22 protein-coding genes are annotated in these 24,225 nt (G+C 66.8%); 12 read left to right on the top strand and 10 right to left on the bottom strand.

Annotation, left to right across the window (positions count from 1 at the left end; translation table 11 throughout):
* Window positions 1-320: 320 nt before the first annotated feature.
* Window positions 321-2,645, bottom strand: coding sequence for an NADP-dependent malic enzyme (locus tag D9X30_RS00970; RefSeq protein ID WP_153947257.1), 2,325 nt, complete (start codon window positions 2,643-2,645; stop codon window positions 321-323).
* Between the two features lie 234 nt (window positions 2,646-2,879).
* Here D9X30_RS00970 and thiL point away from each other — a divergent pair, with 234 nt between their 5' ends.
* From thiL to D9X30_RS00985, 3 genes are all read left to right on the top strand, one after another.
* A complete protein-coding gene (thiL, locus tag D9X30_RS00975) occupies window positions 2,880-3,860 on the top strand; it encodes a thiamine-phosphate kinase (protein WP_153947256.1) in 981 nt (326 codons plus the stop codon).
* 103 nt (window positions 3,861-3,963) lie between these two features.
* Window positions 3,964-4,545, top strand: a complete 582-nt coding sequence (locus tag D9X30_RS00980; protein ID WP_153947255.1) for a phosphatidylglycerophosphatase A family protein — start codon at window positions 3,964-3,966, stop codon at window positions 4,543-4,545.
* A gap of 58 nt (window positions 4,546-4,603) precedes the next feature.
* The gene (locus D9X30_RS00985) at window positions 4,604-5,101 is read left to right on the top strand and encodes a CinA family protein (protein ID WP_153947254.1); all 498 of its coding nucleotides are present in this window, start codon (window positions 4,604-4,606) and stop codon (window positions 5,099-5,101) included.
* Window positions 5,102-5,187: 86 nt separating this feature from the next.
* Here the strand turns inward: D9X30_RS00985 and pyrF are convergent, their stop codons facing one another.
* Window positions 5,188-6,006 carry an orotidine-5'-phosphate decarboxylase gene (gene pyrF, locus D9X30_RS00990; RefSeq protein WP_153947253.1) on the bottom strand — a complete coding sequence of 273 codons (819 nt, stop codon included), beginning with the start codon at window positions 6,004-6,006 and terminating at the stop codon, window positions 5,188-5,190.
* A 224-nt stretch (window positions 6,007-6,230) separates the two neighbouring features.
* Here pyrF and D9X30_RS00995 point away from each other — a divergent pair, with 224 nt between their 5' ends.
* Both D9X30_RS00995 and corA read left to right on the top strand, forming a co-directional pair.
* Window positions 6,231-7,115 carry a DMT family transporter gene (locus D9X30_RS00995; RefSeq protein ID WP_153947252.1) on the top strand — a complete coding sequence of 295 codons (885 nt, stop codon included), beginning with the start codon at window positions 6,231-6,233 and terminating at the stop codon, window positions 7,113-7,115.
* 476 nt (window positions 7,116-7,591) lie between these two features.
* The gene (gene corA, locus D9X30_RS01000; protein ID WP_066732294.1) at window positions 7,592-8,554 is read left to right on the top strand and encodes a magnesium/cobalt transporter CorA; all 963 of its coding nucleotides are present in this window, start codon (window positions 7,592-7,594) and stop codon (window positions 8,552-8,554) included.
* Between the two features lie 148 nt (window positions 8,555-8,702).
* Here corA and mtgA read toward each other — a convergent pair whose 3' ends face one another.
* From mtgA to mpl, 8 genes are all read right to left on the bottom strand, one after another.
* Entirely contained in the window at window positions 8,703-9,404 is a 702-nt protein-coding gene (mtgA, locus tag D9X30_RS01005; RefSeq protein WP_153947430.1) for a monofunctional biosynthetic peptidoglycan transglycosylase, read from the bottom strand.
* An 81-nt stretch (window positions 9,405-9,485) separates the two neighbouring features.
* Window positions 9,486-10,364 (bottom strand): shikimate dehydrogenase, encoded by an 879-nt coding sequence (gene aroE / locus D9X30_RS01010; RefSeq protein ID WP_153947251.1) that lies wholly within the window; start codon window positions 10,362-10,364, stop codon window positions 9,486-9,488.
* Window positions 10,364-11,299: an energy transducer TonB family protein gene (locus tag D9X30_RS01015; RefSeq protein ID WP_502799592.1), complete on the bottom strand. Its 936-nt coding sequence runs from the start codon at window positions 11,297-11,299 to the stop codon at window positions 10,364-10,366. Before D9X30_RS01015 ends, aroE begins: the two co-directional genes overlap by 1 nt.
* Before the next feature lie 119 nt (window positions 11,300-11,418).
* Window positions 11,419-13,536 carry a ribonuclease catalytic domain-containing protein gene (locus D9X30_RS01020; RefSeq protein ID WP_153947250.1) on the bottom strand — a complete coding sequence of 706 codons (2,118 nt, stop codon included), beginning with the start codon at window positions 13,534-13,536 and terminating at the stop codon, window positions 11,419-11,421.
* 166 nt (window positions 13,537-13,702) lie between these two features.
* Window positions 13,703-14,443: a 3-oxoacyl-ACP reductase FabG gene (gene fabG / locus D9X30_RS01025; protein WP_153947249.1), complete on the bottom strand. Its 741-nt coding sequence runs from the start codon at window positions 14,441-14,443 to the stop codon at window positions 13,703-13,705.
* Entirely contained in the window at window positions 14,440-15,090 is a 651-nt protein-coding gene (locus D9X30_RS01030; protein ID WP_153947248.1) for a chorismate--pyruvate lyase family protein, read from the bottom strand. Before D9X30_RS01030 ends, fabG begins: the two co-directional genes overlap by 4 nt.
* A complete protein-coding gene (locus D9X30_RS01035) occupies window positions 15,087-15,686 on the bottom strand; it encodes a YqiA/YcfP family alpha/beta fold hydrolase (RefSeq protein ID WP_153947247.1) in 600 nt (199 codons plus the stop codon). The genes D9X30_RS01030 and D9X30_RS01035 overlap by 4 nt, the downstream gene beginning before the upstream one ends.
* 17 nt (window positions 15,687-15,703) lie before the next feature.
* The gene (gene mpl / locus D9X30_RS01040; protein ID WP_153947246.1) at window positions 15,704-17,083 is read right to left on the bottom strand and encodes a UDP-N-acetylmuramate:L-alanyl-gamma-D-glutamyl-meso-diaminopimelate ligase; all 1,380 of its coding nucleotides are present in this window, start codon (window positions 17,081-17,083) and stop codon (window positions 15,704-15,706) included.
* A 149-nt stretch (window positions 17,084-17,232) separates the two neighbouring features.
* On the opposite strand from mpl, the gene D9X30_RS01045 reads away from it, so the two are divergent.
* From D9X30_RS01045 to D9X30_RS01075, 7 genes are all read left to right on the top strand, one after another.
* The gene (locus D9X30_RS01045; RefSeq protein WP_153947245.1) at window positions 17,233-17,913 is read left to right on the top strand and encodes a UDP-N-acetylmuramate--alanine ligase; all 681 of its coding nucleotides are present in this window, start codon (window positions 17,233-17,235) and stop codon (window positions 17,911-17,913) included.
* Between the two features lie 67 nt (window positions 17,914-17,980).
* Window positions 17,981-18,535, top strand: coding sequence for a TlpA family protein disulfide reductase (locus D9X30_RS01050; protein WP_153947244.1), 555 nt, complete (start codon window positions 17,981-17,983; stop codon window positions 18,533-18,535).
* A gap of 240 nt (window positions 18,536-18,775) precedes the next feature.
* Complete coding sequence (gene aroQ / locus D9X30_RS01055) at window positions 18,776-19,255, top strand: type II 3-dehydroquinate dehydratase (RefSeq protein WP_249640849.1); 480 nt, start codon at window positions 18,776-18,778, stop codon at window positions 19,253-19,255.
* A gap of 141 nt (window positions 19,256-19,396) precedes the next feature.
* Entirely contained in the window at window positions 19,397-19,867 is a 471-nt protein-coding gene (gene accB, locus D9X30_RS01060; protein ID WP_153947243.1) for an acetyl-CoA carboxylase biotin carboxyl carrier protein, read from the top strand.
* A 114-nt stretch (window positions 19,868-19,981) separates the two neighbouring features.
* Window positions 19,982-21,349: an acetyl-CoA carboxylase biotin carboxylase subunit gene (accC, locus tag D9X30_RS01065; protein ID WP_153947242.1), complete on the top strand. Its 1,368-nt coding sequence runs from the start codon at window positions 19,982-19,984 to the stop codon at window positions 21,347-21,349.
* Window positions 21,350-21,391: 42 nt separating this feature from the next.
* Window positions 21,392-22,303 (top strand): 50S ribosomal protein L11 methyltransferase, encoded by a 912-nt coding sequence (prmA, locus tag D9X30_RS01070; protein ID WP_249640850.1) that lies wholly within the window; start codon window positions 21,392-21,394, stop codon window positions 22,301-22,303.
* 9 nt (window positions 22,304-22,312) lie between these two features.
* Window positions 22,313-24,217, top strand: a complete 1,905-nt coding sequence (locus D9X30_RS01075; RefSeq protein ID WP_153947241.1) for a DUF3426 domain-containing protein — start codon at window positions 22,313-22,315, stop codon at window positions 24,215-24,217.
* The last annotated feature ends 8 nt before the right edge of the window (window positions 24,218-24,225 follow it).

Here is a 24,225-nt window from a genome sequence, read left to right on the forward strand (position 1 = left end):
AGTGAATGAATCGTTGGCGAAAGTTGATGGCGGGTCATTCCGGCATCGCCTCGGTCTCTTTTCGGACCCAAAGCCGCTACCGGCACGCCCAGGCGAGCGTCCGCATTCAAAGGCGTAAGGTTACGCGCAAGTCCATCATTAATCAATCCCTGCGCCCGGACGCCGCGAATTTCCTCAATTGTTTCAACATGTTATTGATATGTGTGCGCATACTAACCGCGCAGGCGGCGATTTGACGCGGGCATGAAAAAGCCGGGCGAACCCGGCTCTTGCACCACATGGCTCCGGCGGCCGGACCTGGCCGCCGGTAAAACCGCCGATCAGACCTTGGCGGCGGCGTCCACCACCACCAGCGCCGTCATGTTGACGATACGGCGCACGGTGGCCGACGGCGTCAGGATGTGAACCGGCGCCTTCACGCCCAGCAGGATCGGACCGATGGCCACGTTGTTGCCGGCCGCCACCTTGAGCAGGTTGTACGAAATGTTGGCCGCGTCGATGTTCGGGCACACCAGCAGGTTGGCTTCGCCCTTGAGCGAGCCGTCCGGCACCAGCGAATCGCGCAGCTTTTGATCCAGCGCGCTGTCGCCGTGCATTTCGCCGTCGACTTCCAGTTCCGGCGCGCGCTCGCGCAGGATGGCCAGCGTTTCGCGCATCTTGCGGGCCGACGGGGCTTCCGACGTACCGAAGTTCGAGTGCGACAGCAGGCCAACCTTGGGCTCGATGCCGAAGCGTTTCAGTTCCTCGGCGGCCATCAGCGTGATTTCGGCCAGCTCGGCGGCGGTCGGATCGATGTTGACGTGCGTGTCCACCAGGAAGATCTGGCGGCCCGGCAGCACCAGGCCGTTCATCGCGGCGTAGACGCAGTTGGTACCGCCCAGCACCTGGTCGATGTAGCGCAGGTGGGCCGCAGTCGTACTGACCGTGCCGCAGATCATGCCGTCGGCCTCGCCCCGCTTGACCAGCATCGCGCCGATCAGCGTGGTGCGGCGGCGCATTTCCAGCTTGGCGTACTGCTGCGTGATGCCTTCGCGGGCCATCATGCGGTAGTAGGCGTCCGAATAGTCGCGGAAGCGGTCGTCGTGCTCGGGGTTGACCACGGTGAAGTCCACACCCATGCGCAGGCGCAGGCCGAAGCGTTCGATACGGTGCGACAGCACGGCCGGACGGCCGATCAGGATCGGGTTGGCCAGCTTTTCGTCGACGATCACCTGCACGGCACGCAGCACGCGCTCTTCTTCACCCTCGGCAAAGACGATGCGCTTCTTTTCCATCTCCACCTTGCGCGCGGCCGCGTAGATCGGCTTCATCAGCGTGCCCGAGTGGTAGACGAACTGCTGCAGCTGCAGGCGGTAGGCGTCCATGTCCTCGATCGGACGCGCGGCCACGCCCGACTTGGCGGCGGCTTCCGCCACGGCCGGTGCGATCTTGACGATCAGGCGCGGATCGAACGGCTTCGGGATCAGGTATTCGGGGCCGAACGACAGGTCCTGGATACCGTAGGCCGAGGCCACGATATCGCTCTGTTCCTGGCGCGCCAGTTCCGCCACGGCATTGGCGGCGGCGATTTCCATTTCACGCGTGATCGTGGTGGCGCCGCAATCGAGCGCGCCACGGAAGATGAACGGGAAGCAGAGAACGTTGTTGACCTGGTTGGGGTAGTCGGTGCGGCCCGTGGCCATCACGGCGTCCGGACGGATTTCCTTGACCAGTTCCGGCATGATTTCCGGATTCGGGTTGGCCAGCGCCAGCACCAGCGGCTTGTCGGCCATCTTCTGCACCATCTCGGGCTTCAGCACGCCGGCGGCGGACAGGCCCAGGAAGATGTCTGCGTCGTCGATGACTTCACCCAGGCGGCGCTTGTCGGTCTTCTGCGCGAAGCGTGCCTTTTCCGGGTCCATCAGCTCGGTACGGCCTTCGTACACCACACCGGCCAGGTCCGTCACCCAGATGTTCTCGATGGGCAGGCCCAGGTCCACGAGCAGGTCCAGGCAGGCCAGCGCGGCGGCGCCAGCGCCCGAGGCCACCAGCTTGACCTTCGAGATGTCCTTGCCCACCACCTTCAGGCCGTTGATCACGGCGGCGCCCACCACGATGGCGGTACCGTGCTGGTCGTCGTGGAAGACGGGAATCTTCATCCGTTCGCGCAGCTTGCGCTCCACGTAGAAGCACTCCGGCGCCTTGATGTCTTCGAGGTTGATCCCACCGAACGTCGGCTCCAGCGACGCGATGATGTCAACCAGCTTTTCGGGGTCCGTCTCGTCGATTTCGATGTCGAAGACGTCGATACCGGCGAACTTCTTGAACAGGCCGGCCTTGCCTTCCATCACCGGCTTGGACGCCGCGGCGCCGATATTGCCCAGGCCCAGCACGGCGGTGCCGTTGGTGATCACGGCCACGAGGTTGCCCCGGGCGGTGTAACGGAACGAATCGGCCGGGTTGGCGACGATCTCCTCGCACGCGGCGGCCACACCCGGCGAATAGGCCAGGGCCAGGTCGCGCTGGTTCGACAGCGGCTTGGTCGGGGTGACGGAAATCTTGCCGGGGGTCGGAAACTCGTGATATTCGAGTGCGGCCTTGCGCAGCGCCTCACGCTGCTGCTGTTTCAGATCGTCTTGGGACGGGGACTGCTGAGGGCTTGTCATCTGCGCATCTTCCGATCGGTGGAGCCGCACTGAATAACGCTGGGAGATCAAGGGCCGGCTCCACGAACCCGTCGTCTCCGCTTGTACGCGCTTAAGATTTGCACGCTTAAGGATGGCGCATTTTATATTGTGAAAAACTATTTCACAATGGGCGTTTTGCGCGGGGCACCTTTGCGTTTCGGTACAATATGCCGCATGCCGATGGGCTTGACCAGCCGGTATGCTCCCCACCTGATGCCAGATCCCACGCCTGCTTCCCTGTCCGAATTCGACCTGATTCGCCGATTCTTCACGCGCCCCGTCCGCAAGGCTGCGCTGGGGGTGGGCGATGACTGCGCGCTGATCGACGCCCGGCCGGGCCATCAGCTTGCCGTCAGCACCGACATGCTGGTCAGCGGCCGCCACTTCTTTCCGGACGTGCCGCCGCGCTCGCTGGGGCACAAGGCGCTGGCCGTGAACCTGTCCGACCTGGCCGCGATGGGCGCCGAACCGCGCGCGTTCACGCTAGCGCTGGCCTTGCCGGAGGCCGATCCCGCCTGGCTCGAAGCGTTTGCGGGCGGCATGCTCGCCTTGGCCGATGACCACGGTTGCGAGCTGATCGGCGGCGATACCACCAAGGGGCCGCTGACGCTGTCGATCACCGTATTTGGCGACGTGCCGCCGCGCCAGGCCCTGCGCCGCGACGCAGCGCGCCCCGGCGACGACATCTGGATCTCCGGCACGCTGGGCGATGCCCGGCTGGCCCTGGGCGACTGCCGCGGCGAATGGCTGCTGCCCGAACCCGATTTCACGGTGATCCGCCCGCGCATGGATACGCCCACCCCGCGCGTGGCGCTGGGCATGGCCCTACGCGGCGTGGCGCATGCTGCACTGGATATATCCGACGGCCTGATCGGCGATCTGGGCCATATCCTGACGCGCTCTTCGGTCGGCGCCATTCTGGACGTCGATGCGCTGCCCCGCTCCGAGATTCTCGGGGCGCAGCCGCTGGCGCTGCAGCGCGAATGCGTGCTGGCCGGCGGCGACGACTACGAGCTCTGCTTCACCGCCCCGGCGGGCCATCGCGAGGCCATCGCCGCCATCGGCCGGCAACTCGGCCTGCCCCTCACCCGTGCCGGTTCGATCACATCGGAAGCCGGCCTGCGCATCGTCGATGGCCAGGGCGACCCGTTCGCCTTTACGGGTGCGTCATTCGATCATTTCAGCGCCCCGTGACACTTCGCACGCAAGCCGTGTCATGATGCCAGGCATGCGCGCAACAGGGAGAACTGCACGCTTGCGCGCCATATATCACTAGAAAAGTCGAGCCAGGTTCTTGATGTCCGCCTATCCCCCCGGGGCCGCGCCGCGCGATCCCGCCAATCCTGCCGAGCCCGTCACGCTGGACGCCGGCCAGACCGCCAAGGTCATGCGCCCGACCGCCCGCTTCATGCTCGGCCATCCCGCCCGCCTGATTGCGCTGGGCTTTGGCTCCGGCCTGTCGCCGGTGAGTCCGGGCACGGTCGGCACGCTGTATGGCTGGCTGTCGTACGTCGTGATCTCGATGTGGATCGAGCCGAACACGTGGCTGTGGATCATTGCCGGCGGATTCCTGGTCGGCATCTGGGCCTGCCTGCGTACCGCGCGCGACATGGGCGTGTACGACCACGGCAGCATGGTCTGGGACGAGATCGTCGCCTTCTGGCTGGTGCTGGTGTTTGTCATGCCCACCGGCTTCTGGGGCCAGTTCGCGGCCTTCCTGTGGTTCCGCTTCTTCGATATCGTCAAGCCGGCACCGATCCGGTACTACGACCGCACGCTCAAGGGGCCCGGTTTCACCGGCGCGTTCGGCGTGATGTTCGACGATATGTTCGCGGCGTTCTATACGCTGCTCGTCTTCGCCCTGTGGCGCTCGTTCTGAGCGCCCGCGCCATTTCATCGCTTCTTCATCACTGCATCAGGATCTCGGGGAACCGTCCATGTCCGTCAGCCGCCTGCTCGACCAGCTTGCCATCCAGGCCGGAGCCGTCCTTGCGGAACGTTCGCTCATGCTGGCCACCGCCGAATCCTGCACGGGCGGGCTGGTGGCGGCGGCCATCACCGATGTGTCAGGGTCGTCGGGCTGGTTCGAGCGGGGCTTCGTGACCTACTCGAACGAAGCCAAGACCACCATGATCGGCGTGCCCGCCAAACTGATCCGCGACCACGGCGCGGTCAGCGAGGAGGTGGCCCATGCCATGGCCGAGGGTGCGCTGCTGAACAGCCGCGCACAGGTGTCGCTGTCGATCACCGGCGTGGCTGGGCCGAACGGCGGCTCGCCTGAAAAGCCGGTGGGCATGGTCTGCTTCGGCTGGAGCAACCGCATCACCACTCGCACAGAGACCCAGCGATTCAAGGGCGACCGCGCCCAGATCCGCCGCCAGGCGGCCGAGCACGCGATGCGCGGGCTGATCGAACTGATCCGGAACGAGGAATAGGTAAAGCGAAGGCGTGATTTTCTCCCCTCTCCCGCCATGCGGGAGAGGGGAGCAACCGCCGACCTCATCCATCATGCGTCAACGCGTCAGCCGTGGCGATACCGGTTGATTGTCTCGCGCGTCTGCAGCGCCACGTTGCGGGCGGCGGCGGCAAAATCCTTCTCGCGGCTGGCGTACAGGATGGCGCGTGACGAATTGATCATCATGCCGGTGCCATCGGCCGTGCGGCCCGCCTTCACGGTGGCCTCGATGTCGCCGCCCTGGGCGCCGATGCCCGGAATCAGCAGCGGCATGTCGCCCACGATCTGGCGCACCTTGGCGATTTCGTTCGGGAACGTCGCGCCCACCACCAGGCCCATCTGGCCGTTGGTGTTCCAGCGTTCGCGGGCGGCTTCGGCCACCACCTGGTACAGCGGCTTGCCGTCGACCTGCAGGAACTGCACGTCCGAACCGCCCGGATTCGACGTGCGGCACAGCACGATCACGCCACGGCCGGGGTGCGCCAGGTACGGCGACATCGAATCGAAGCCCATGTACGGGCTGACGGTTACCGCGTCGGCCTTGTAGCGATCAAACGCCTCGATGGCGTAATGCTCGGCCGTCGAGCCGATGTCGCCGCGCTTGGCGTCGAGAATCACCGGAATCCCGGGATGGGCGTCGTGGATGTACTCGATCAGCTGCTCGAGCTGGTCTTCGGCGCGCTGCGAATGGAAATAGGCAATCTGCGGCTTGAAGGCGCAGACCAGGTCGGCCGTGGCGTCAACGATTTCGCGACAGAACGAAAAGATCGCCCCGCCAGTGCCGGTCATCGACAGCGGCAGCTTGGCCGGGTCCGGATCGAGCCCGACGCACAGCAGGGAATCGTTTCGCTGCCAGGCATTGGACAGCAACTCGGTAAAGGTCATGGGATGCTCGGTATTCGGGTGAAGCCGGCGGCCCGGCTGCGTTCGACAGTCTTCACAGCATAACGCGGGTGGGCGCCGGCCGGTTGGCGCGGCGGGGCGAACAAGGCATCCCGCGGCCCAACATATGGCGTGGGCGGCATTCTACCTGCTGGCGTGATATTGTCTGGAGCTTCCGCTTAAAAAGAGCGACCCCGTCACATCAGGTCGCCGCCCCCTCCTGCGCCATGCACCTCGACCGCCGCGGTCTCGTCCTGCTCGTCATCCTGACCATCGCCTGGGGCCTGAACTGGCCGATCATGAAGGTCGGCGTCGCCCACTTCCCGGCCATGGGATTCCGGCTGCTGTGCATGGCCGGCGGGCTGGTGGCGCTGGGCTTGGCCCTGAAGCTGCGCGGCGATTCGCTGCAGGTGCCGCGCCAGGCCTGGGCCACGGTGGTCAGGCTGGCCATCCCGAACATGGTGATCTGGCATTTGTTCGCCATCTGCGCGGTGAAGATGCGGTCGTCGGGCCGGGCGGCCATCCTGGGCTACACCATGCCGATCTGGGCCGTGGTCTGGGGCCTGCTGGTCTTCCGCGAGCGGATTGCGCTATCGGCCTGGATCGGCATCGCCTGCGCGCTGACCGGCACCGTGCTGCTGCTGTCGGGCGAGATCGCCGCGCTGACCGGCAGCCCGGCCGGCACGCTGCTGATGCTGGTGGCGGCCGCCGGCTGGGGCTTCGGCACCCAGCTGATGAAGCGCACCCCGACCGATGTGCCGATCGGCGCGCTGACCTTCTGGATGCTGGCCGTCACGCTGCCGTTCCTGGCCGTCGGATCGCTGCTGTTCGAGACCGGCTGGCGCATGCCGACCGGCATCGAATGGGCCGCCATCGCCTACAACGCCGTGGTGGTCTTCGCGTACTGCCACCTGGTCTGGTTCGCGCTGGCGCGCAGCCTGCCGCCCGTGGTGTCCAGCCTGTCGATCATGTTCATCCCCGTGGTGGGCGTGTTCTCGGGCATGTGGCTGCTGGGCGAGACGCCGCACTGGCAGGACTACGCGGCCATCGTGCTGATGTTCGCGGCGCTGTCGTCCGTGATGCTGGCCCCGCTGCTGCGGCGGCGCCTGTGAGCAACACCGGCGCAGAGATTTCGCTTAACAAGCCCCCCCGCGTTGGATTACACTCGCGGCCATCAGAATCCCGGAGAACCTACGTGGGCAGTAGCATCGGGTGTTCGGGTTGTAGCGGCCAGGCCGCGTCATCGCCGGATGCCATGTCACTGCGGGCTGCGTAACGCCGATCCGCGCGGGGCCATTGCCCTGCTCGTCGCCGTACTTGCCCGCAGACACCTGCGGGTGAGTGTGTCTTTCCGTTTCTCCTGCGGCCGCCTGCCGGCCGCCGCGCGCTGCGGATCTTCCCCCTCCCCCCGGCTTGCCAGCCAGATACAGGCAACAGGCAAACGTCATCGCCTTGCAACGGACCGGCATCCGCCGTCCGCAAGCAGCGCGATCACGCTTGCCGGCCGCCCCATGGTCGCTTTGCTGGCGATGCCTTGCCTGCGCCTGTTTCCGGACAAACGCGCAATCAGTAACAAGGAATCCAAGGGATGATCAATCTGTTCGTCCTGCAGAAAGGTCGGCTCGCCCAGGAGCAGGTCGACGAGCGCAATGAGCTGCTGCAGCACAAGCCCATCTGGATCGACGTGGTCAGCCCCGACGACGAGGAGCTGGCGTGGATCAAGGAAGCCTACGGCGTAGTCCTGCCGGAACTCGAAGACCTCGGTGACCTTGAGGCATCGGCGCGTTATTTCGAGGGCGAGGACGAGAACATCCATATCCGCACCGACTTCCTGCTGGCGGAAGACGAGGCGTCGCGCAACGTGCGCGTGGCGTTCGTGCTCACGCGCGACGTCCTGTTCTCGATCCACGACGAAGACCTGCCCGTGTTCCGCCTGGTACGGCTGCGCGCCCGGATGCGGCCCGGATCGGTGCGCAACGCCAAGGACGTGCTGATGGACCTCTACGCGACCGACGCCGAGTATTCGGCCGATTCGATCGAGGAAATCTACGAGCGGCTCGAAGAAGCCAGCCGCCGCGTGCTGGCCGAGAACGTGACCGATGCCGCCGCCGCCGACGTGCTGGAGACCATCGCCCGCGAGGAAGACTTGAACGGCCGCATCCGCCGCAACGTCATGGACACGCGCCGGGCGGTGTCGTTCCTGATGCGCAGCCAGCTATTGTCGGCCGAGCAGCAGGACGAGGCGCGCCAGATCCTGCGCGACATCGATTCGATCGAGAACCACACCGCGTTCCTGTTCGACAAGATCAACTTCCTGATGGACGCCACGGTCGGTTTCATCAACATCAACCAGAACAAGATCATCAAGCTGTTCTCGGTGGTGTCGGTGGCGCTGATGCCGCCCACGCTGATCGCCAGCATCTACGGCATGAACTTCAAGCTGATGCCGGAACTGGACTGGGCCATCGGCTACCCGTGGGCCATCGCGCTGATGGCCGTGTCGGCGGCCATTCCGCTGGTGTATTTCAAGCGCAAGGGCTGGTTGAGCTGACGGCCGTGTTTGCTCCCCTCTCCCGCGTGCGGGATAGGGGTTGGGGGGAGAGGGCTGGGCGGTTCTGCTTGCCGACAAGTCGCAGTTCAACGGCAAGGCCCTCTCCCCCGCCCCTCTCCCATTCCATGGGAGAGGGGAGCAAAAGAGTTCAATCCGGCAGCGTCGCCGCGCCCATGCGGCGGGCGATGATCGATGCCTTGACGCGGAAGTTCACGCGCACGTTGGCGCAGTATTCCTTCTTGTCGAAGCACTTCGGCGCCGGCAGTGCCGCGGCCAGCCGTGCGGCCTGGCCCACGGTCAGCTTCGCGGCCGAGGTGTGGAAGTAGTGCTGCGCGGCCGCCTCGATGCCGAACACCCCCTCGCCCCACTCCACCGAGTTCAGGTAGATCTCGAAGATCCGCTGCTTGTCGAGCCAGAATTCGAGCATCCACGTGATGGCCAGCTCCTGGCCCTTGCGCACGTAGTATTGCTCCGAAGACAGGAACAGGTTCTTGGCCAGCTGCTGAGTAATCGTAGAACCGCCACGTTCGATATGGCCGCGCTTCTTGTTGCGCTCCCAGGCGTCCAGCATCGCGTCGAGTTCGTAGCCCGGATGGTTGACGAAGTCGGCATCCTCGCTGGCAATCACTGCCCGCTTGAGATTGCGCGACATCTGGTCATAGCCCACCCACTTGTGGTCGATCGAGCAGCTCCAGAAGTTGAAGCCGCACAGGCGCCAGCCTTCGGCGCGCATGAACGACGTGGATGACGGATTCAGGTATTGCCAGGCGGCAATCTGCAGGAAGAAGTACAACTGCAGCGCCAGCACGCCAAGGATCAGGCACTCGCCCAGATAGCCCACCCAGCGCAGCGGATTGGCCGCGCCCGATGCCCGGGACGGTGCGCGTGCGGCGCCGCTTCGCTGGCGTGCCAAGTCGGCTCCGCGCGTGGATCAGCGGGTCGCTTCGGCCTGCAGCGCGGCGCGCAGCTCGGCCAGGACCGGGGCGGTGTTCGGACGCACGCCGCGCCAGTTGTAGAACGCCTCGGCGGCCTGCTCCACCAGCATGCCCAGGCCGTCCGACGTGCGGGCGCCGCATTTGGCCGCATAGGCCAGGAACACGGTCGGCCTGGCGCCGTACATCATGTCGTAGGCCAGCACGCCTTCGCCCAGCAGGTATTCCGGCACCGGCGGCAGTTCGCCCTGCAGGCTGCTGGCCGATGCGTTGATGACCACGTCGCAGGCTTCGTCCTCGGACAGCGCGCTCAGCGCGTCCAGACCCCCAGCCCACAGTTCCACGCCGTACTGGTCGGCGGCTTCCACGAACTGCTCGACCACGTCGCTGGCCTTTTGCGCCGTGCGGTTGGCCACCACGATCCGCGCAGGGCGGCATTCGATCAGCGGCAGCAGCGCGCCCATGGCCGCGCCCCCGGCGCCCAGCACCAGGATGCGCTTGTCTTCCAGCAACACGTCGAGGTTGTCCTGGATGTCGCGCACCAGGCCCACGCCGTCGGTGTTGTCGCCGTGGATCAGCCCGTCCTCGATCCACATCGTGTTGACCGCGCCGGCGGCTTCCGCGCGGGGGGTCAGGCGATCCGCCAGGTCATAGGCCTCGAGCTTGAAAGGCGTGGTCACGTTCAAGCCATGGCCGCCGTCGGCCAGGAACTTGCGCACGGTGTCGGCAAATGCGTCGAGCGGCGCCTCCAGGCGATCGTACTGGACGGCTTCGCCGGTCTGGCGCGAAAACGCGGCATGGATGGCCGGCGAGCGGCTGTGCGATACGGGATTGCCCACCACGACATAGCGGTCGGCGGATTGCTGTTCTGCGGTCATCAGCGTCCTTGCAGGCGGACGTCGAGCCCGCTGCGCGTGAACTTGAAAGTGGAAATGACTTCGAGGATGTCCTGCTTCGCCTGCATCTCGGGCGTGAAGGCGCCGAACGGTGCAGCGGCACGGACAATGGCCACGGCCTGGCGGTCGAGCGCGGGGTCACCCGAGCTCTTGGCCACGTCGATCGCCTCGACGTTGTAGCCGTCGCGGTTGTAGCCCAGCTTGCCCTGGCGGTTCACGTTGAGCACCAGGATCAGCTGGCCATAGAGCGGCTTGCCGTTCTTCTGCGGGAAGTCGCTCGTGCCGCGCGCCTCGATCTTGCGGCGCAGGCGGTCGTAATACTGGGCATAGTCCACCCCCTGCGCACTGGTGGCCGTCAGCTGCATGCGCTTGGGCCGCTTGGCGTAGTGCTCCAGGTTGCGGCCGATCTCGGCTTCGAGCTTGGCCATCTCGTCGGTGGACGTGCGGTCGTCCTGCCCGCGCGTCGGGGTATCGGTGCGCTGCTCGCCCGGCTTCACCGGCTGGCTGCGCACGGACGGCGCGGCCACCCGGGCCTGCGTCATCAGGCGGCGCTGCTCTTCTTCAAGCTCCTGGAGCCGGCGCTGCGTGAGCCTGATGAGGTCGCCTTCCTTCGATTCGGTCTGCGCCGGCAGCGGCGTGGTGGCACGCTGGGCGTCGTGGTCGCCGCCGCCGTCGAGGTTGGCCTGCGCCAGCACGGTCGGGTTGCGGGGCTTCTCGGCAGACTTCGCGTTCACCAGCACCACGTCCAGCTGCGGATCGGAACGCTTGATCTCGAACACCTCCGGCGCGGCGATCCGCACCATCAGCAGCACCGCGTGGATGGCCACGGACACGACAAGCGCCTTGACCAGCGTGTTGCTGGATTGCCACCGGTCGCGCAGGTGCACGTGGCGGGGAGCAGGGAGAACGGCGTTCACGATGGGTCAGGAACCTGGGCGGTCGGAATGGGGGCTCGCTCGAAAGCCGGCCACCCCACGGCGGAGGGGGGCCGGAACCGACTCCGATTGTACGGGAGCCGCCCCGTTTACCGAAGGACTCAGGCGGGGGGGTTGGTGCCGGTGTCGCGTGGCGCCGACGCATCGTCGCCATCCTGGCCGGCCGCCGGACTGGCGCCCTCCTCCGCTGCGGCTTCCGAGGCATCCTCGGCAGCCGCTTCGGCCGCGGCCTCGGCGGAAACCTCGGCCAGGTCGTCGTCGCCGTCGTCGCTGTCGCCTTCGAGCTCTTCCTCGGGCACCTCGCCCTCACCGGCGAAGATTTCCAGCACGCGGCACGACACATCGAGCGAAATCTCGTCGGTCGACGCGATTTCCAGCAGCACCTGGGTGCCGCGGTTGGCCTGCGCCAGTTCCGGCACGCGCGTCACCAGCGGAATCTCGGTGAAGCGCACCGCGCCGTCCTTGAGCACGGTGGCCATCAGCTTGTCGCGGCCCTCCTGGGCCAGCCAGCGCAGGCACCAGTAGCGTTCCATGGTCGACTGGTGGTCGGCATAGGCGGCATAGGTGCCTTCGAAATCGGCCACGGCCGCCAGCAGGTCGGCGTCCTTGGGCTTGAACGGCGCCACCAGCTTGGCTGTGACGCCATGCTGGGCCACCGCCAGGATCTGCCACTGGTTGACCAGGTCAACATAGCGCCGCAGCGGCGAGGTGCTCCACGCGTACTGCGCCACGCCCAGGCCCTCGTGCGGCGCCGGATAGGTCTGCATGCGCGTGCGGTGCATGCCCCAGGCCTTCTGCGTGCGATAGATGCCCGGCACGCCGTGATCGGCCAGCAGCTTGCCCCACGTGCTGTTGGCCAGGATCATCAGCTCGGCGACGATCTTGTCCAGCGGCGACCCGCGGCGGCGCTGCTCGATGCGCACCCGCTCGCCGCCGTTCGGCAGGGGATCGATATAGAAATTGAAGTCCGCGCGGTTGTGCGTTTCCGGACGCAGGCCGCTGGCCAGACGCGCCTTCTGGCGCTCGTCATGCAGGTGATTGGCCAGCCGGAACAGCTCGGTCAGCGCCTCGCGGAACGGGTAGTCGCCCGTGCCGGCCGCCAGTGCCTGCTCGGTCACCAGATCTTCCAGCAGGTTGTGACGCAGGTTGGCGGCAATCGGCACCAGTTCGGCACGCGTCTCGCTGCCAAGGATGGTCACGCCATCGATGCCGTCCATGTCCACCGTCACATAGAGCGACACGGCCGGACAGGTGCGGCCTTCCTGCAGCGTGTATTTGTCCACCACGCTGTCGGGCAGCATCGTGATCTTGTCGCCCGGGAAATACACGGTGGACAGCCGCTGGCGCGCGATGGCGTCGAGCGGCTCGCCGCGCCTGAAACCCAGCGCCGGCGCCGCGATGTGGATGCCCACCCGCAGCTTGCCGTCGGGCATGCGCGTCACCGACAGCGCATCGTCGATTTCCGTCGTCGTGACATCGTCGATCGAGAATGCCTGGACGTCGGCCACGGGCAGGTCGCCGGCCGGATCGGGCACGTCCACGTCGGGGAAGCCGGTCCCTTTCGGGAAGCAGTCGGCCAGGAACTTGGCCTCGTGCAGCGCGCGCGGGCTTTCCACGCCGCCCACCGCCACCATCAGCCGCATCGGCGTCATGCCCAGCGCGGTGCAGGCGGCATCCATGGCCTTGAATTCGAGGCTGTTCTTGTCCGGCTTGAACAGCAGCTGCAGCACCTTGCCGAGGAATGCATCGGGCAGCTTGCGCGCCTTGAGCTGTTCCTCGTACTCGGCCTGCACCAGCAGTTGCTGCTTCTTGCGCTCCACCGCGGCCAGCGCGGCCTTGAGCTGGTCTTCCGGGGCGCGCATGTAGCGGCCGCGGCCCTTGCGGCGGAAATAGACCGGATTGCCATGCAGCGCCATGGCCAGCGCGGCCTGCTGCACGGCGCCGGCATCGGCACCGTAGTACTCGGCAGCCAGCTCGCCGAAGCCGAATTCCTCGGCCGGCGCGCATTCCCAGAGGAAGTCGAGATCGATCTCGGCGGTCAGTTCGCCAGTTTGCCGCACCATTTCGATCGCCGTTGGCTGGGCAAACTGCAGCAGCACGTCCTTGGCCTTGACCTTGGTGCGCTTGCCCGCAGGCAGCTCGACCTGGTAGGCCTCGCCCTGTTGGGCGAGCACGGTGCCGGCGCGAATCTCGCCGCCTTCTTCGAACAGCAACTGCATGGATCGGTACTTTCAGAAGTGCCGGGACAGGGGCGCGCGATGTGCGCTGCAACGCGCAAAACACGGCCTGTCCGGACGGGTATACGACCCGGGATGATACCGCACCCCGCCTTGCGGCAACGGCGGCACACCCTGGGTCAGAAACGACTGGCCGGGGCCTTGCGGGTCAGAGCGACATGCCGCCGCTGGCCTCGATCGTCGTGCCGTTCACGTAGCTGGCGTCGTCGCTGGCCAGGAACGCGTAGATGGCGGCGATCTCCGCCGGCTCGGCCAGGCGCCGCATCCAGCAGTGTTCCTTCATGCCATCGAGCACCTTTTCCGGCACGCTCTGCAGGATCTCGGTGTTGACGAAACCGGGGCACACCGCGTTCACGCGCACGCCCTTCGGGCCCAGTTCGCGCGCCCAGGTCTTGGTGAAGCCGATCACGCCGAACTTGCTGGCCGCGTAGTTGGTCTGGCCGAAATTGCCGTACAGGCCGACCACGCTCGACGCGTTCAGGATCACCCCCTTGCCCTGCTCGGTCATCACGGCGGCCACGGCCTGGGCGCAATGGAACACGCCCTTCAGGTTGACGTCGATCACGGCGTCGAACTGCGCCTCGGTCATTTTGGCCAGCCGCGCGTCCTTGGTGATGCCGGCGTTGTTGACCAGGATGTCGATGCGGCCATGGCGCGCCAGCGTGGCGGCGACCACGCCATCCACCTGGTCGCGGCTGGTCACGTCGATCTTGTGCGCATCGACGCTGGCGCCCGTGGCGGCCAGGCGGTCGGCGGCCTCGCGCACGCGCGCTTCGTTCACATCGCAAAGCACCAGCTTCGCGCCCTCGGCGGCAAATCGCTCCGCCGTGGCAAACCCGATACCGGCAGCTGCGCCGGTGATGATGGCGACCCGTCCTTCCAGTTTCATGATGCTTGTCTCTCTTCCTTGCTGTGTGTGTCGATACGGCGGGGCAGTCTGGTGCCGCCCGCGCCAATGTTGGCAGGCGCCGCCCGCGCCAGCAGGTCTGGCAGAAAGACCTCTGTCACGAGCATGGCGCCGCCGCCGCGCCGGAATACCGAGCGCCGCGCGGGCAGCATCGGTACCGACGCAAACGCCGGCAATACCCGCTGCAGCGCCTGGCGCAGCGGGTGGTGGATCGATAGCCGCGCGAACTGGAACGGCTCGCGCCGCACGCGCGGGTCCACGAACAGCGCGCCGCCCAACGGGCGGTTGCCCAGCCCGCGCAGGAACGGCCAGTCGCGGCGCGCCCGGTATGGATCGACGATGGTGTGGGCGAAGACCGCCGGCACTTCGTCGCAGATGAGCAGCACTTCGCGCGTGATGGCCGGTACCGGGCGCATCAGGCCCAGCGCCTGCCATTCGTCGGCAAACGGCAATCGGGGCGCCTGCGCCAGCCGTTGCACGCGGAAGCGCGACGATGCCGACATCAAACGGGCGGTCAGCGACCCCTCGCCGGCAATCCAGCGGCGCTGGTTCAGCGGAATCGCCGCGTCATGCGGCAGATGGGCGTGCCAGGCGGCGCGCAGGCCCTTGAGGCCGCTCGCGCCCGTCATACCTTGCGTTTTCCGCCCGGCGCATAGCCGCAGAAGGCCAGTACGTCGTCGACGTAGTCGCCGAATTCGCTGATGCCGTGATCGCTGCCTTCGATGATGCGGATATGGGCGCCCGGGCAGGCCGCGACCATCTCGCGATAGTCCAGCACCTCGTCCCCGGTGGTGGCCAGCAGGTAGTAGCGTTCGGGACGCGTGATGGTGTCCACGCGCAGCGCCAGCAGTTCCTGCAGATGTTCGGGCCGCACCACGACCGAGCCGCCGCCGTGATACAGCGGCTGCTCGCCCAGGTATTTCTCCACATCGGTCCATGGATGGATCGCCGGATTCAGCAGCACGGCGCGGCAGCCATGCTTTTCGGCCAGCCACCGCGCGTAGAAGCCGCCGAGCGACGACCCGACGATGGCGATATCGGTCTCGCCGCCCGCGCGGGCGCCACGGATGGCGGCCTCGGCCTGAGCGATCGCCTCGGACGGCGACACGTTGAGCATCGGGCAGGCGAAATACTTCTCCAGGCCCCAGGCGCGCATCCGGTCCTGCACCAGCCGCGACTTCATCGACTGGGGCGAGGACCGGAAACCGTGCAGGTACAGCAGCATGTGATGTCCTGCCGTGGTCAGGCGCGGGCCTTGATGGCGTCGAGCAGTTTCTGGTGGACGCCGCCGAAACCGCCGTTGCTCATCACCAGCACCTGGTCGCCGGGCCGCGCGGCGGCGGTTACCGCCGCGACCAGCGCGCCCAGGTCGTCGAAGGCTGCGGCCCGGTCGCCCAGCGGCGCCAGGGCCTCGCCCAGGTTCCAGCCCAGGGCGTCCTTGCCAGCCGGCGCGCCGTAGCCGAACACCAGGTCGGCGGCTTGCAGGCTGGCTGGCAGCTGGGCCGCCATCACGCCCAGCTTCATCGTGTTGGAACGCGGTTCGAGCACGGCCAGGATGCGGGCGTTGCCCACACGGCGGCGCAGGCCGTCCAGCGTGGTCTGGATGGCGGTGGGGTGATGCGCGAAATCGTCATAGACCGTTACGTCGTTGGCCACGCCCCGCACTTCCATGCGGCGCTTGACGTTGGCAAAGCGGCCCAGCGACTCGATGGCCTGGGCCGGCGGCACGCCCACGTGGCGCGCGGCGGCAATCGCGGCAATCGCGTTCATGCGGTTGTGCGTGCCTTGCAGATCCCAGACGACCGTGCCTTGCAGTACCTCGCGGAAGTACACGTCGAAGGCGTCCTTGCCGGCCGGCGCAGGCGTGCGGGCATCGCCCTCGCGCCAGTCGCCCATGCCGAACTGTTCCACCTCGCTCCAGCAGCCGCGCTCCAGCACGCGGGCCAGCGCCGGCTCGTTGCCGTTGACGACCAGGCGGCCCTGACCCGGCACCGTACGCACCAGATGGTGGAATTGCGTCTCGATCGCCGCGAGATCGGGGAAGATGTCGGCGTGATCGTATTCCAGGTTGTTCAGGATGGCCGTGCGCGGGCGGTAGTGGACGAACTTGCTGCGCTTGTCGAAGAAGGCAGTGTCGTATTCGTCGGCTTCGATGACAAAGAAGTCCGATTCCGTCAGCCGGGCCGAGATGCCGAAGTTCTGCGGCACGCCGCCCACCAGGAAACCGGGGTTGTAGCCGGCATCCTCGAGCAGCCAGGACAGCATCGACGTGGTGGTGGTCTTGCCATGCGTGCCGGCTACGGCCAGCGTCCACTTGCCGTTCAGCACGTGTTCGCCCAGCCATTGCGGGCCCGACACGTACGGCAGGTTGCGGTCCAGGATGGCTTCCATCAGCGGGTTGCCGCGCGACACCACGTTGCCGATCACGTACAGGTCGGGGTTCAGCGACAGTTGCTCCGGATCGAATCCTTCGATCAGGTCGATGCCCTGGGCTTCGAGCTGGGTGCTCATCGGCGGATAGACGTTGGCGTCGCAGCCGGTCACGCGGTGACCCGCCTGGCGCGCCAGGACCGCAAGGCCGCCCATGAACGTACCGCAGATGCCAAGGATATGAATATGCATGGGAGCTTCGGGAATGCGTGGGGCCGTGGCGGCCGGGCCGCACGGCACTGGAAAGAAGGCTCTGATTGTACCTGCATGCGGCAGGTTCCCCGGGCTGCGCCACCGTGCCGCGGACTTCGTTGTCCAGCCATGCGGGTATCATCGACACCATGTCCAGACGTACCCCCTCCGACCCCGGCCGCCTGCGCGAGGAAATCGCCCAGGCCGCCGCGCGCATGATCGCCGAAGATGGCGCCGATTACGCCACCGCCAAGCGCAAGGCCGCGCGCCAGTTGCTTGGCGACTTGCGCGTGGCCGGCGAATGGCTGCCCGACAACGACATGATCGAGGAGGAGGTGAGGGCCTACCAGGCGCTGTTCCACAGCGAGGAGCAGCCACGCATCCTGGCCCTGCTGCGGCAGCTGGCGCTGCTGGCCATGGGCGACCTGGCCCCGTTCCGGCCCTATCTGGTGGGCGCCGTGCTCAACGGCACGGCCACCGAGCATTCCGACGTCTATATACAGTGCTTCTGCGACAGCCCCAAGGACGTGGCGCTGCACCTGCTCAACGCCGGGGTCGATTTCGAGACCAGCGAGAGCCGGCACTTCGCCGGGCGGGCCGATGTGGAGACCCTGAGCTTCCTGTGGCGCGGCCAGTGGCCGGCCCTGCGCGAAGCGCGCCAGCTGGCCGGCGAGGTGCGGGCCACGCTGGGCGCCCCGGTGGGCATCCATATCGCGCTGTATGATGCCGACGACGAGCGCGGCGCGGCGCGCGCCGACGCCAGCGGCCGCGCGGTCCGCGCCGACGCCAACGCCGTCCGCACATTGCTCGGCGAGGCCCGCGACCATTGATTCCCGCTCGGGTCCGTACGGGCCTGATCGCCCTATCTATATAGAACTGCCATCAACGTCACCCACCATGACTGCATCGACGCCCGGTTCCACACCCGCTCCCCGCTCATCCCTGCTCATCTGGATCGTCGTGGCCATCGTGGCCGCGGCCGCCGGTGTCCTGGTGGCCAACTTTGCACTGGCCCCCAAACAGGCGTCCGACCAGGCCGTGGAATCGCTGTTCCAGGCCAAAATGCCCGATCCGTCAGGCACCGAGCTGGATCTGTCGAAGTTTCGGGGCAAGACGCTGGTCGTCAACTTCTGGGCGCCCTGGTGCGGGCCTTGCGTCGAAGAAATGCCCGAGCTGACCGCGCTGCATGGCGAATATGCGCAGCGCAACGTCGAATTTATCGGCATCGGCATCGATTCCGCCAGCAACATTCAGGAATTTCTCAAAAAAGTGCCAGTGAATTATCCGCTGGCCGTGGCCGGCTTCACTGGGACCGAACTCGCCAAGAGCTTTGGCAATGCACAAGGCGGCCTGCCCTACACGGTGATCATTACCCCCGAAGGCACTGTGAAGTACCGCAAGATGGGCCGTGTCCATGCCGACGAACTGCGCAAGGCGCTCCCCGGCGCCTGAGGCGGTCGGCACGGCGCGCATGCCAAGTAGCAGGGATCTGCGTCGATCTTCTCCAAACGCGCACCGAACTGGCTGCCAACCTGCGGGCAAACCCCCATCGAAGCCGGTTTTGCGCCTGAAACGGCGCTTTGCACGCCGGAAATGTCTTAAAGGCGACATGGCGGCTTGTATCCCGTGCTAGACAAATCCCTCTAAGCTACGGTAATCTCCGCGCAATTTCGTTGAACTGGTCGAGCCGCCGTGTCTAACACCCCTACCGTCAGCCGCTCCGCCCGCTACCGCAAAGTGCTGGTTCTGCATGGTCCGAACCTCAATTTGCTCGGTACGCGCGAGCCGCAGACCTACGGACATACCACGCTGGCCGACATCAACGATGCGCTGGCAAAACGCGCGGCGTCCGCAGGCATCGGGCTGGACACGTTCCAGTCCAATCATGAGGGCGCCCTGGTAGATCGCGTTCATGCCGCGCGCGGCGAAGGGGTAGATCTCGTCATCATCAATCCCGCGGCCTTCACGCATACCAGCGTGGCGCTGCGCGATGCGCTGGCTGGCGTGGCAATCCCATTTGTCGAGGTTCACCTGTCCAACGTGCACCACCGCGAGCCGTTCCGCCATCACTCGTATTTTTCCGATCAGGCGATCGGGGTGATCTGCGGCCTGGGCTGGCAGGGATACCTGCTGGCGCTGGAATACGCGCTGGCGCAGGAACAGGACAGCTAGCACCCGCACCGCCTCTGCAAACGCGAGAAAACCGCGGCCTGGCACGCTTGCGTGGCAGGCCAAATCAATAATGACTGACCGCCGCCGTCCCCTTCCCTGACATGAAGGTGACCGGACAACCCGATTCTGGAGGATAAGAAGATGGACCTGCGCAAGCTGAAGACGCTGATCGACCTGGTGGCCGAATCCGGCATTTCGGAGCTCGAAGTGACCGAGGGCGACGGCAAGGTTCGCATCGTCAAGCAACCGCCGCAGGTGCTGGCGCCGGTTGCCATGCCCCAGTTCCAGGCCCTGCCGCCCGCCGCCGGCGCCACCGCCCCCGTGGCGGGCGCTGCCGCCCCGGCCGCCGCTGCTGAGGCGGCCCCGCAACTGCCGGCCGGCCACGTGGTGACGTCGCCGATGGTTGGCACGTTCTACCGCGCACCGTCGCCGGGCGCCGCGCCGTTCGTGAACGTGGGCGATACCGTCAAGGAAGGCCAGACCGTCTGCATCATCGAAGCCATGAAGCTGCTCAACGAGATCGAGTGCGACAAGGCTGGCGTGATCAAGGAAATCCTCGTCGAAAACGGCCAGGCTGTGGAATACGGCCAGCCGCTGTTCGTGATCGGCTAAGCCGTCAGCCGGCTGACGCGGCAGGCGGGCCCCGAAAGGCCCCTGCCGCATGCGTTGGCCCGGTGCGCCACCCTGGCGTGCGCGGGCCCGCCCCTGTTCTCGCAGAGAGAGACCATGTTTGAAAAAATTCTGATCGCGAACCGCGGCGAAATCGCCCTTCGCATCCAGCGCGCCTGCCGCGAGCTGGGCATCAAGACCGTGGTGGTGTACTCGGAAGCCGACAAGGAAGCCAAGTACGTCAAGCTGGCCGACGAAGCCGTCTGTATCGGCCCGGCCCCGTCGCCGCTGTCGTACCTGAACATGCCGGCCATCATCTCGGCCGCCGAAGTCACCGACGCCCAGGCCATCCACCCGGGCTACGGCTTCCTGTCGGAAAACGCCGACTTTGCCGAGCGCGTGGAGAAGTCCGGCTTCGTGTTCATCGGCCCGACGTCCGACAGCATCCGCCTGATGGGCGACAAGGTGTCGGCCAAGCAGGCGATGATCAAGTCCGGCGTGCCGTGCGTGCCGGGCTCGGAAGGCGCCCTGCCCGACGATCCCAAGGAAATCCTGGCCACCGCGCGCCGCGTGGGCTATCCGGTGATCATCAAGGCAGCCGGCGGTGGTGGCGGCCGTGGCATGCGCGTGGTGCATACCGAGGCCGCGCTGATCAACGCCGTCAACATGACGCGCGAGGAAGCGGGCCGTGCCTTCGGCAACCCCGAGGTCTACATGGAGAAGTTCCTCGAGAACCCGCGTCATGTGGAAATCCAGATCCTGGCCGACCAGCACAAGCAGGCCATCTGGCTGGGCGAACGGGACTGCTCGATGCAGCGCCGCCACCAGAAGGTGATCGAGGAAGCGCCGGCGCCGCACATTCCGCGCCGCCTGATCGAGCGTATCGGCGATCGCTGCGCCGAGGCCTGCAAGAAGATCGGCTACCGTGGCGCCGGCACGTTCGAATTCCTGTACGAGAACAACGAGTTCTACTTCATCGAGATGAACACGCGCGTGCAGGTCGAGCACCCGGTCACCGAGATGATCACGGGCATCGACATCGTGCAGGAACAGATCCGCATCGCCTACGGCGAGAAGCTGCGCTACCGCCAGAAGGACGTGGAACTGCGCGGCCACGCGATCGAATGCCGGATCAACGCCGAGGACCCGTTCAAGTTCACGCCGTCGCCGGGCCGCATCACCGCCTGGCACATGCCCGGCGGCCCCGGTGTCCGCGTGGACTCGCACGCGTATGATGGCTACTTCGTGCCGCCCAACTACGACTCGATGATCGGCAAGATCATCACGTACGGCGCCACGCGTGACCAGGCCATCGCCCGCATGCGCATCGCGCTGTCGGAAATGGTGGTGGACGGCATCCTGACCAACGTGCCCCTGCACCGCGAACTGATGCTCGACGCCAACTTCGTGGAAGGCGGCACCAGCATCCATTATCTTGAACACCGCCTGGCCCAGAAGGCCAACGCCCAGGGCGAAAAACCCTGAAGCGGGGCCTGACCGGCCGGCATTGCAGTCAAAAGGAAACCCGTGGCATTCCAGGAATGTGTGATCGAAATTGCGCAGGATCAGGCTGAAGCCTGGTCCGATGCATTGTTCGACCTCGGCGCGCTGTCGGTATCGGTGGAAGACGCCGACGCCGATACGCCTGACGAGCAACCGCTCTTTGGAGAGCCCGGGCTGGAGCCGACGCGGCTGGCGTGGAACCGCTCGCGCGTGGTGGCGCTCTTCGACGAAGAGACCGACCCCGCGCTGGTGGTGACCGCTGCCGCGAACGCGCTCAAGGTCGACCCCGTCCCGCCGTTCGTGCTGCGCTCGGTGGAAGACCAGGACTGGGTTCGCCTGACCCAGTCGCAATTCGAACCGATCCGCGTGGGCGAGAAGATTTGGGTCGTGCCGTCGTGGCACGACGCGCCGGAGCCCGACGCGGTGATCCTGGAACTCGATCCGGGACTGGCCTTCGGCACGGGCAGCCATCCGACCACGCGCCTGTGCATGCAGTGGCTGGAGCAGAACGTGCAGGCTGGCGAGACCGTGCTGGACTACGGCTGCGGCTCGGGCATCCTGGCCATCGTGGCAAAGAAGCTCGGCGCGGGCGAGACCATCGGCATCGACATCGATCCGAACGCCGTCGAGGCATCGCGCTACAACGCCGAACGCAACCAGGTGCAGGCCAGCTTCGCGCTGCCGGAGTCGGTGTCCGAGGCCACCTACGACCTGGTGGTGGCCAATATTCTTTCCAATCCGCTCAAGCTGATGGCCGCGATGCTGTCGGCGCGCGTGCGCCCCGGCGGCCGGCTGGTGCTGTCCGGCGTGCTGGAACGGCAGGCCGATGAAGTGGCTGCGGCCTACGCGCCGTGGCTGGCCATGTCGGTCTGGCGCAGCGAGGAAGGCTGGGTGTGCCTGCATGGCACGCGCCCGTTGACGGCCAACCGTTCCTGATTCGTCATCATGGCCGCCGCCAAGCTCGTCACGCGCTGCCCGGCCTGCCGCACCGCGTTCCGGCTCGTTGCGGATCAGCTGCGGCTGCGCCAGGGCCTGGTCCGCTGCGGACAATGCGATACCGTCTTCGATGCACGCGAACACCTGATCGAGGTGCCCGCGCCGGCCCCATCGGCCCCATCGGCCCCATCGGCCCCATCGGCGCCGTCGAACCCATCGGCCGCCGCCGTGACGATGGCGGCCGCGCTGGCCCACGCCGAGCAGACCCAGGCAACGGCCCGCGCGCGCGAAGACGAGGCCCCATTCGACCCGGGCTTTGATCCGGGCTACGAAGTCCCCGCGCTCGATTCGCCAACGACGATGATGTCGGAGCCGCCCGATGCAGTGGCGCAGGCGCCGAGCGCCGCGACGGTCGCCGGCGACGCGCGTCAGGAAGCGGCTGCGGAAGCCGATGCCGAAGGCGCCGATGCCGACGTCGAACCCGGTCTCCCGGCCAGCCACGAACCCGACCTGGCCCCCGCCGTCGAGGCGGCAATGCCCGCGGCCGAGGGTGAGCCGGTGTCCGACGCATCGACTCCCGCATCGGCCGACACCGCGCCGCCAGCGGAACCCCCACTGACCGATCCGCCCACGCCATGGCCGATGCTCGACCATTCGGCGTTCGACGATGAGCCGGTGCAGACACCATCGCCGGCCGCGCAGGCGTCGCAGGCATCCCACTCTTCGCTGGACCCGGCTGCGGCCTTCGCGCCGAAAAACCCGTCGGGCATGCCGCCCTACGGCGCATACAGCGCCAAGGCCAGCTGGCCGCCGCTGCGCCCGACCAATGCACCGTCGAGCCAGCCCACGGACGAAGCCGGTGCCGCAACGCCCGAGACGTCCGCCACCGAAGCGGCTTCGGCCGCCGATGCGGTGCCGGAGGACGCAGGCGCCGGGGCCGCGTCCGATGCATCGAACACATCGAACGCATCGGACGCATCGGACGCATCGGACGCATCGGACGCATCGGACGCATCGGACGCATCGGACGCATTGGCTGCATCGGCTGCATCGCAGGATTCGGATGTGCCCCATGTGCCGGCCGATGCATTGCCCACGCCCGAACCGTTCCCGCAGGCAGATCCGGTGCCCAGCGCCAGCGGCTTCCTGCGCGCCGAGGATCCGGCCGACCCTGAGGCCGAAGCCTGGGCCGCACAGGCCAAGGACGTCATCGAACACGACCTCGGCGTCACGTTGCGCGATGGCACGCCCGATGCCGTGGCACGCGAGACCGCCACACGCCACTGGCTGAACCGGCCCGGCGCATCGGCGGGATCGCCATCCGCATCGGCGGGCCCGGCAGCAAGCGGGCCGGTCTTCGCGCCCGATTTCCTGCGCCATACGCGCGAACGCGAACAGTCTCGCGCGCCCGGCGTGAAGGTCTCGGTGCCCGCCAGCCGGCGCGCCTGGATGCGCGCGGGGGCCGTGGTGCTGGGCCTCGGCATCCTGCTGCAGGGCGTCTACCTGGCCCGCAGCCAGATTGCCGGCAGCATGCCGGTGCTGCGTCCGGTACTTGAGGCGGCTTGCGCACCGTTTGGCTGCGATGTGCCGCCGTGGCGCGACCTCGAGGCGCTGCGCATCGACAGTTCGCAACTGCAGAAGCAGGACGAGGCCAGCGACGTCTATCTGCTGGCGGTCACCCTGCGCAACCAGGGGCGCGCCACCACGGCGCTGCCGGCGATCGAGCTGGTCATGACCGATCTGCAGGACCAGCTGCTGCTGCGCCGCGTGCTGCTGCCGGCCGAGTACCTGGAGCCCGTCCAGCGCGGCTTCGCGGCCACGGGCCTGCGCGCGGGCAGCGAGCTGCCGGTTCGGGTACGATTCCGGACACAGCAGGCGGCTGCCAATTACCGCGTGCTGATCTTTTACCCCTGAATTCCATC

The organism is Cupriavidus sp. U2 (assembly GCF_009663685.2).
Lineage (GTDB): Bacteria > Pseudomonadota > Gammaproteobacteria > Burkholderiales > Burkholderiaceae > Cupriavidus > Cupriavidus necator_C.

Bases quoted from the DNA above. Each gene is read 5' to 3' on its own strand.
- mpl (WP_153947246.1), bottom strand. From the start codon at position 17,083: ATGCATATTCATATCCTTGGCATCTGCGGTACGTTCATGGGCGGCCTT.
- D9X30_RS01030 (WP_153947248.1), bottom strand. From the start codon at position 15,090: ATGACGGGCGCGAGCGGCCTCAAGGGCCTGCGCGCCGCCTGGCACGCC.
- D9X30_RS01050 (WP_153947244.1), top strand. From the start codon at position 17,981: ATGACTGCATCGACGCCCGGTTCCACACCCGCTCCCCGCTCATCCCTG.
- accC (WP_153947242.1), top strand. From the start codon at position 19,982: ATGTTTGAAAAAATTCTGATCGCGAACCGCGGCGAAATCGCCCTTCGC.
- D9X30_RS00995 (WP_153947252.1), top strand. From the start codon at position 6,231: ATGCACCTCGACCGCCGCGGTCTCGTCCTGCTCGTCATCCTGACCATC.
- D9X30_RS01045 (WP_153947245.1), top strand. From the start codon at position 17,233: ATGTCCAGACGTACCCCCTCCGACCCCGGCCGCCTGCGCGAGGAAATC.
- thiL (WP_153947256.1), top strand. From the start codon at position 2,880: ATGCCAGATCCCACGCCTGCTTCCCTGTCCGAATTCGACCTGATTCGC.
- aroE (WP_153947251.1), bottom strand. From the start codon at position 10,364: ATGACCGCAGAACAGCAATCCGCCGACCGCTATGTCGTGGTGGGCAAT.
- accB (WP_153947243.1), top strand. From the start codon at position 19,397: ATGGACCTGCGCAAGCTGAAGACGCTGATCGACCTGGTGGCCGAATCC.
- D9X30_RS00980 (WP_153947255.1), top strand. From the start codon at position 3,964: ATGTCCGCCTATCCCCCCGGGGCCGCGCCGCGCGATCCCGCCAATCCT.
- pyrF (WP_153947253.1), bottom strand. From the start codon at position 6,006: ATGACCTTTACCGAGTTGCTGTCCAATGCCTGGCAGCGAAACGATTCC.
- fabG (WP_153947249.1), bottom strand. From the start codon at position 14,443: ATGAAACTGGAAGGACGGGTCGCCATCATCACCGGCGCAGCTGCCGGT.
- D9X30_RS01035 (WP_153947247.1), bottom strand. From the start codon at position 15,686: ATGCTGCTGTACCTGCACGGTTTCCGGTCCTCGCCCCAGTCGATGAAG.
- D9X30_RS01075 (WP_153947241.1), top strand. From the start codon at position 22,313: ATGGCCGCCGCCAAGCTCGTCACGCGCTGCCCGGCCTGCCGCACCGCG.
- corA (WP_066732294.1), top strand. From the start codon at position 7,592: ATGATCAATCTGTTCGTCCTGCAGAAAGGTCGGCTCGCCCAGGAGCAG.
- D9X30_RS00985 (WP_153947254.1), top strand. From the start codon at position 4,604: ATGTCCGTCAGCCGCCTGCTCGACCAGCTTGCCATCCAGGCCGGAGCC.
- D9X30_RS01020 (WP_153947250.1), bottom strand. From the start codon at position 13,536: ATGCAGTTGCTGTTCGAAGAAGGCGGCGAGATTCGCGCCGGCACCGTG.
- D9X30_RS00970 (WP_153947257.1), bottom strand. From the start codon at position 2,645: ATGACAAGCCCTCAGCAGTCCCCGTCCCAAGACGATCTGAAACAGCAG.